We start from the raw sequence: 6,303 nt of genomic DNA on the forward strand, positions 1-6,303 counted from the left end.
ATGGTGGCGTGGACCAGAACGTGTTCGACGACCCCCGGATCACCGCCGTCGGCCTGCTCGTCGAGGCGCACGCCGGGCTCGCCGCCCGGTTCGCCGCCCAGTTCGAGGAGCACGGCCTCTCCCCGGTCGAGTTCGAGGTGCTGACCCGGCTCGCCCGCTCACCCAACAACCAGCTGCGGATGACCGACCTGGCCGCGCAGACCTCGCTCTCCACCAGCGGCGTGACCCGCGTGGTCGACCGGATGGAGCGGGACGGGCTGATCTGCCGGCGTGCCTGCCCGTCCGACCGGCGCAGTTCCTTCGCGGTGGTGACCACCGCCGGGCTCAGCCGGCTGGACGACGTCCTTCCCGGCCATCTGCGGATCATCGAGCAGTGGTTCACCAGCCAGCTCGACCCGGCGCAGCTCGACGGGCTGCTGGACGGGCTGCGCCGGGTACGCGACGCGGTCCATCCGGGTGCCACCGCCGGCAGCACCGAGCCGGTCGAGGACGCCGCCTGACGGTCCGCGACCTGCGGGCACTACCTGCCGGTCACCGGCAGAATGACCGGCAGAACCGCCCGAACGGCCGGACAAAGCGGTCCACATATTCGCGAATCGGTCGTCCGACCTCGGTAGTCTTCCGGCAGCGGGGGGCACCGGGGGGTGCTGGCGCGAGCGTGGAGCGAGGGGCAGTACCAGGGGGCTACTTCGCTCGCGCCACCCCCGCGCCCTCCGCCCCTCCCGTGCCGGCCGACGCGCAGTGCGGCCACCGCGACCCACCGGGGTGACGACAAGACGCTCATCGCCCCCGTCGGGCCGTCAGGGAGAACAGCAACTCCTCCTCCTGCGGCAGCAGGCTGACGCCGGTGACCTGTCGTGCCGCGTCCAGCCGATCCAGCACGGCCGGATCAGCGGTGCTGACCGCCAGCCCCACCAGCGCCTCGACCAGATCCCGCCGGTCGGCGACACCCTCGGCCGCGTCGGCAGCCGCGGCGAACCACTCCGCCGCCAGCTCCCGGTCTCCCCGGTGCAGCGCCACGTGCCCCTCGATCAACCCGCGCAGCGCGTCCTCGGTGCGCGCGTCCCCACCCGGGCCCGGCGGATCGAGCATCTCCACGGCCGGTGGACGGCGCCGGCCCGGCACCACTCCCGACGGCCACAGCTCGGCGATCGTGGCCAGCGCCTCGTCGGTGCGCCCGGCGTGGGCGAGCGCCAGCCCGACCGCGCCGACCGTCCGGCGCCGCCGCCCGGGATCACCCAGCTCCGCGAGCGCGGCCGCCACCCGGCGACCCTGCTCGACCGCCTCGGCGTATCGGCCCTCCAGGCGGGTCAGCTCGGCCTGATCGGCACGCGCCAGCACACGCAGGCGCTGGTCACCGCACTGTGCCGCCAGGCGGTCGACAGTCGCCAGCCGCCGCCGGGCACCGGCCAGCCGACCTTCGCGTACGTCGTGCCAGGTCAGGTGCGCCTGGGCGACGGCCATCTCGCGTACCCGGTGGTGCCGGGTGGCCGAGGCCAGTGCGGCCTCGGCCTGCTCGCGGGCCTCGTCGTGCGCGCCGAGCCCGAGCAGCAGCGCGCAGAGCACGGACCGGGCGGACAGTTCGCCGGTCACGTCTCCCGCCTCGGCGAAGACGACCAGGGCGGCCCGGGCCGCCGGGAGTTCCTCCGCGCCCGCGCCGTGCTCGGCGGCGAGCCGGGCCGCGCCGAGCATGGCCCAGGCCCGCAGCGTGGGCCGGGCACCAGCGGTACGCGGATCGGCGAGCAGCCGCCGCAGCCGGCGCCGGCCGGACACGTCCCGCCCGCGCAGCCGCCACCATCGGGGCAGTGAGGCGGCGAGCAGGAGCGCGGTCTCCGGCGCGTGCTCGGCGGCGTACGCCAGCGCGGCGGTGATGTCGCTCGTCGCCTCGTCGAGCACGTGCACCGCGCCGGACATCTGTGCGCCCACCAGCCCCGGCGCGGTGCGGTGGACCAGACCGGCGATCACCGCGGCGTGCCGCATCCGGATCCGGGCGGTCTCGCCCTCCAGGTCGGCCTGTTCCGCGGCGAAGTCACGGACCGCGTCCAGCAGACGGAACCGGAACGGGCCGGTGCCCCTGACACTCAGCAGGCCCAGCTCGCGCAGCCGGTCCAGCATCGGCGCGGCGTCCCACCGCCGGCCGCCGTCGGCGAGCAGATCCTCGGCCAGCTCGACCGACCAGCGGTTACGGAACGCGGACAGCCGCCGCAGCGCCGCCCGGTCGGCGTTGGCGAGCAGGTGATAGCTGGTCGCCACGGCGTCGCGCAGCGTCACAGTGCCGGCGGACGGGTCGGCGGGCTCCCAGCCGGGGCGTACGCCGGTCAGGTCCAGGACGCGGTCGCCGTAGCGGTCGAGCAGCTCGGTGACGTCGAGAATGCGTCCCCGTGCCGCCATCAGCTCGATGGCGAGCGGCAGTCCGCCGAGCCGGCGCACGAGCGCGGCGAGCGCCGGCAACTCGGCCGGGGTCGGTGGTTCCCGGCGGGCCTGGGCGAAGCGGGCGGCGAACAGCGCCGCCGCCGGCCAGCGGTCCAGGTCGGCCCGGTCGGCGGTTTCGGTGCCGGCCGGCGGTACGTCAAGCGGCGCGACCGGTCGGACCATCTCGCCGGCCAGGCCGACCGGGCGGCGGCCGGTCACCAGCACCCGCAGCGTCGGCACGGCGGCGGTCAGGACGCGGAGCGCCTCGGCCACCGGCTCCGGCGCCCGGTCGACGGCGTCGACGAGCAGCAGCGCCCGCCGGTCGCCGATCCGGCAGGACAGGTCGGCCAGCCGGTTCACGCCGAACATCGACGCCGACGCGGCGAGCACGTCGGCGGCGTCCGAGCCCTCGCCCACGAGCACCCCGGCCACGCCCGCCGGGTGGCGGGCCGCCACCGCGTGCGCGACGGTGACGGCCAGCGCCGTCTTGCCCACCCCGGCGAGCCCCACGAGGCTCACCACCGGGTACGCGTCGAGCAGCCCGGACACCTCCGCCACGTCCCGTTCCCGGCCGAGCAGCGGTACGGGCTGGGGCAGCGCCACCGGCGGATCGTCGGCGGCGGCACCGGCTGCGGGGAGGCGGGATGCCGCGGGCCGGGCGGTGTCGACGAACTCCCGCCGCTCGTCACCGCTCAGGCCGAGCGCGTCGGCCAGCAGGTCGACTGTGGTGCGCTGGGGGCGGGTGGCCCGCCCCCGTTCCAGATCGCGGACCGTCCGTACGCCCACGCCGGCCCGGCCCGCCAGCTCGGCCTGGGTCAGGCCGACGGCGAGCCGGTGCCCGCGCAGCAGGTCGGCCAGACCGGTACGACCGCCTGGGCCCCGCGCACGGTCATGATCCGGAGTCATGGGCACGAAGATTACGGATGGACTCCGACGCTCCACAGCCCATCGTCAACCACCCGACCGTCCACTGCCGATATCCGACAGGGCGCGGTTCCGGGCGTCCTCACATGCCGAGATCGCGCGCGATGATCATGCGCTGCACCTCGCTGGTGCCCTCGCCGATCTCCAGGATCTTGGAGTCGCGCCAGAAGCGGGCCACCGGGTACTCGTTCATGAAGCCGTACCCGCCGTGGATCTGCGTCGCCTCGCGGGCGTTGTCCACAGCGACTGTGGAGGCGTGCAGCTTGGCGATGGCCGCCTGGCGCTTGAACGGCTCGCCGGCGAGCATCCGGGCGGCCGCGTCGTAGTAGGCCAGCCGGGCCGTGTGCGCCTTCATCTCCATGTCCGCGATCTTGAACTGGATGGCCTGGTAGTTGCCGATCGGCTGGCCGAACGCCTGGCGCTCCTTCGCGTACTTGATCGACTCGTCCACGCAGCCCTGGGCCAGGCCGACGGCGAGCGCCGCGATGGCGATCCGGCCCTCGTCCAGGATGCGCAGGAACTGCGCGAAGCCCCGGCCGCGCTCCCCGAGCAGGTTGGCCGCCGGCACCCGGCAGTCGTCGAACGTCAGCTCGTGGGTGTCCGACGCATTCCAGCCGACCTTCGAGTAGCCGGGCGCGACGGTGAAGCCGGGCGTACCCGACGGCACGATGATCGTGGACAGCTCCTTGCCGCCGTCCGGCCTCGTACCGGTGACGGCGGTGACTGTGACCAGCGCGGTGATGTCGGTGCCGGAGTTGGTGATGAACGCCTTCGAGCCGTTGATGACCCACTCGTCGCCGTCCAGGACCGCGCGCGTCCGGGTGCCGCCCGCGTCCGACCCGGTGCCCGGCTCGGTGAGCCCGAACCCGGCCAGCGCCTCACCGCTGAGCAGCTTCGGCAGCCACTGCGTCTTCTGCTCCTCGGTGCCGAAGCGGTAGATCGGCATCGCGCCGAGCGACACCGCCGCCTCCAGCGTGATGGCCACGCTGGAGTCCACCCGGGCCAGCTCCTCCAGCGCCAGGCAGAGCGCGAAGTAGTCGCCGCCCATGCCGCCGTGCTCCTCCGCGAAGGGCAGCCCGAACAGGCCCATCTTGCCCATCTGACGGACGATCTCGTACGGGAAGGTGTGCTGCTCGTAGTGCTCGGCGATGGTGGGCGCGACCACCTCGCGGGCGAATTCCCGGACGCTCTCCCGCAGCGCCTGCTGCTCCTCGTCGAGCCGGAAGTCCATGTCGATCCTCCTGGAAAGGGCGGGCCGCCGGGCGCTCGTGACGCCGGGAGCGGCTGAAGCGTTAGGAGGGGCCCCTTTACATGCACCAGGCGTTAAGAGGGGGCCCTTCCTTACCGGGTCAGACGGGGGTGACGCCGTGCCGGCGCCGGGAGAAGTGCCGCTCCTTGCCGCGCGCGGCGGTGAACCGGCGTACCAGCTCGGCGCGCAGCTCGTGCGGCTCGACGATCGCGTCCACCACCAGCTCGCTGGCGAGGCGGACCACGTCGATGTCGCGCTCGTACTCCTCGCGCTTCGCGGCCACGAACGCGGCCCGCTCGGCCTCGTCGGAGATGGCGGCGATCTTGTTGGCGTAGACCGCGTTGACGGCGGCCTCCGCGCCCATCACCGCGATCTTCGCGGTGGGCAGCGCGATCGTGGCGTCCGGCTCGAAGCCGGGACCGGCCATCGCGTAGAGACCCGCGCCGTACGCCTTGCGGACCACCACACAGATCTTGGGTACGGTCGCCTCGGAGATCGCCGTGATCATTTTCGCACCGTGCCTAATGATCCCCTGCCTTTCCACCGCGCTGCCGACCATGAACCCGGGCACGTCGCTGAGGAACAGCAGCGGCACGTTGAACGCGTCGCAGAGCTGCACGAACCGGGTCGCCTTGTCGGCCGAGTCGACGAAGAGCACGCCGCCCTTGAACATCGAGTTGTTGCCGACCACGCCGACGACCTCGCCGTTGAGCCGGCCGAACCCGATGGTCAGCTCCTTGGCCCACAGCGCCTGGATCTCGAAGAAGCTGCCGGAGTCGAGCAGGCCCTTGACGTACCGGCGCATGTCGAACGCCTGCCGCTCGCTGGCCGGGACCAGCGCGGCCAGGTCGGCCTTCTCCGGCGCGGCCACCGCCTCGGCCGCCGGCGGGTCCTGCTTCCAGTTCGACGGCAGGTAGGACAGGTACGTCCGCACCACGTCGAGCGCGTCGTTCTCGGTCTTGCAGAGGAAGTGCCCCACGCCGGACTCGGCGCAGTGCACCTTGGCGCCGCCCATCGCCTCCAGCGTGGTCTTCTCGCCGGTGACCATCTCGACCATCCGGTCGGAGCCGAGGTACATGCTGGCGTTGCCGTCCACCATGGCGACCACGTCGCAGAACGCCGGGATGTACGCCCCGCCCGCCGCGCTCGGCCCGAACAGCGCGCAGACCTGCGGGATCGAGCCGGAGGCGCGGACCTGGTTCCAGAAGATCTTGCCGGCGCCGCGCCGGCCCGGGAACAGGTCGACCTGGTCGGTGATCCGGGCGCCGGCCGAGTCGACCAGGTAGACCATCGGGACGCCGGTCGCGTAGGCCCGCTCGATGATCCGGATGATCTTCTCGACGGTACGCGCACCCCAGCTGCCGGCCTTGACCGTGGAGTCGTTGGCCATCAGGCAGACCTGGCGGCCGTCGATCGTCGCGGTGCCGGTGACCACGCCGTCGGCGGGCAGCCCGTCGGCCATCGCGTTGGCGTAGAGCCCGTCCTCGACGAAGGAGCCCTCGTCGACCAGGTACGCCACACGCTCGCGGGCGAACAGCTTCCCCTTCGCGGCGTTTGCCGCGTGGTACTTGTCCGCACCGCCGGCGCGGGCGCGCTTGCGTAGCTGCTCCAGAGCTTCACCGTCGAGCGTCACGCCGACTCCCGTTGCCACGGCCCCCGCACAGGGCGCCCACCGACCTGAACGATCGTTAGGCTACCCCACCCGCACCATCCCCGGC

Annotated in this window: 4 protein-coding genes; 1 reads left to right on the top strand and 3 read right to left on the bottom strand. The window is 73.3% G+C overall.

The window, feature by feature from the left end; all coding sequences use genetic code 11:
* Positions 1-8 precede the first annotated feature (8 nt).
* Positions 9-500 (top strand): MarR family winged helix-turn-helix transcriptional regulator, encoded by a 492-nt coding sequence (locus ABD52_RS20765; RefSeq protein WP_013283290.1) that lies wholly within the window; start codon positions 9-11, stop codon positions 498-500.
* 280 nt (positions 501-780) lie between these two features.
* Here the strand turns inward: ABD52_RS20765 and ABD52_RS20770 are convergent, their stop codons facing one another.
* From ABD52_RS20770 to ABD52_RS20780, 3 genes are all read right to left on the bottom strand, one after another.
* Entirely contained in the window at positions 781-3,318 is a 2,538-nt protein-coding gene (locus tag ABD52_RS20770) for a helix-turn-helix domain-containing protein (protein ID WP_047892901.1), read from the bottom strand.
* Positions 3,319-3,418: 100 nt separating this feature from the next.
* A complete protein-coding gene (locus ABD52_RS20775; RefSeq protein WP_047892902.1) occupies positions 3,419-4,567 on the bottom strand; it encodes an acyl-CoA dehydrogenase family protein in 1,149 nt (382 codons plus the stop codon).
* Positions 4,568-4,685: 118 nt separating this feature from the next.
* Positions 4,686-6,218 carry an acyl-CoA carboxylase subunit beta gene (locus ABD52_RS20780; RefSeq protein ID WP_047892903.1) on the bottom strand — a complete coding sequence of 511 codons (1,533 nt, stop codon included), beginning with the start codon at positions 6,216-6,218 and terminating at the stop codon, positions 4,686-4,688.
* Between the last annotated feature and the right edge of the window lie 85 nt (positions 6,219-6,303).

The organism is Micromonospora sp. RV43 (assembly GCF_001029515.1).
GTDB classification, from domain to species: Bacteria; Actinomycetota; Actinomycetes; order Mycobacteriales; family Micromonosporaceae; genus Micromonospora; species Micromonospora aurantiaca.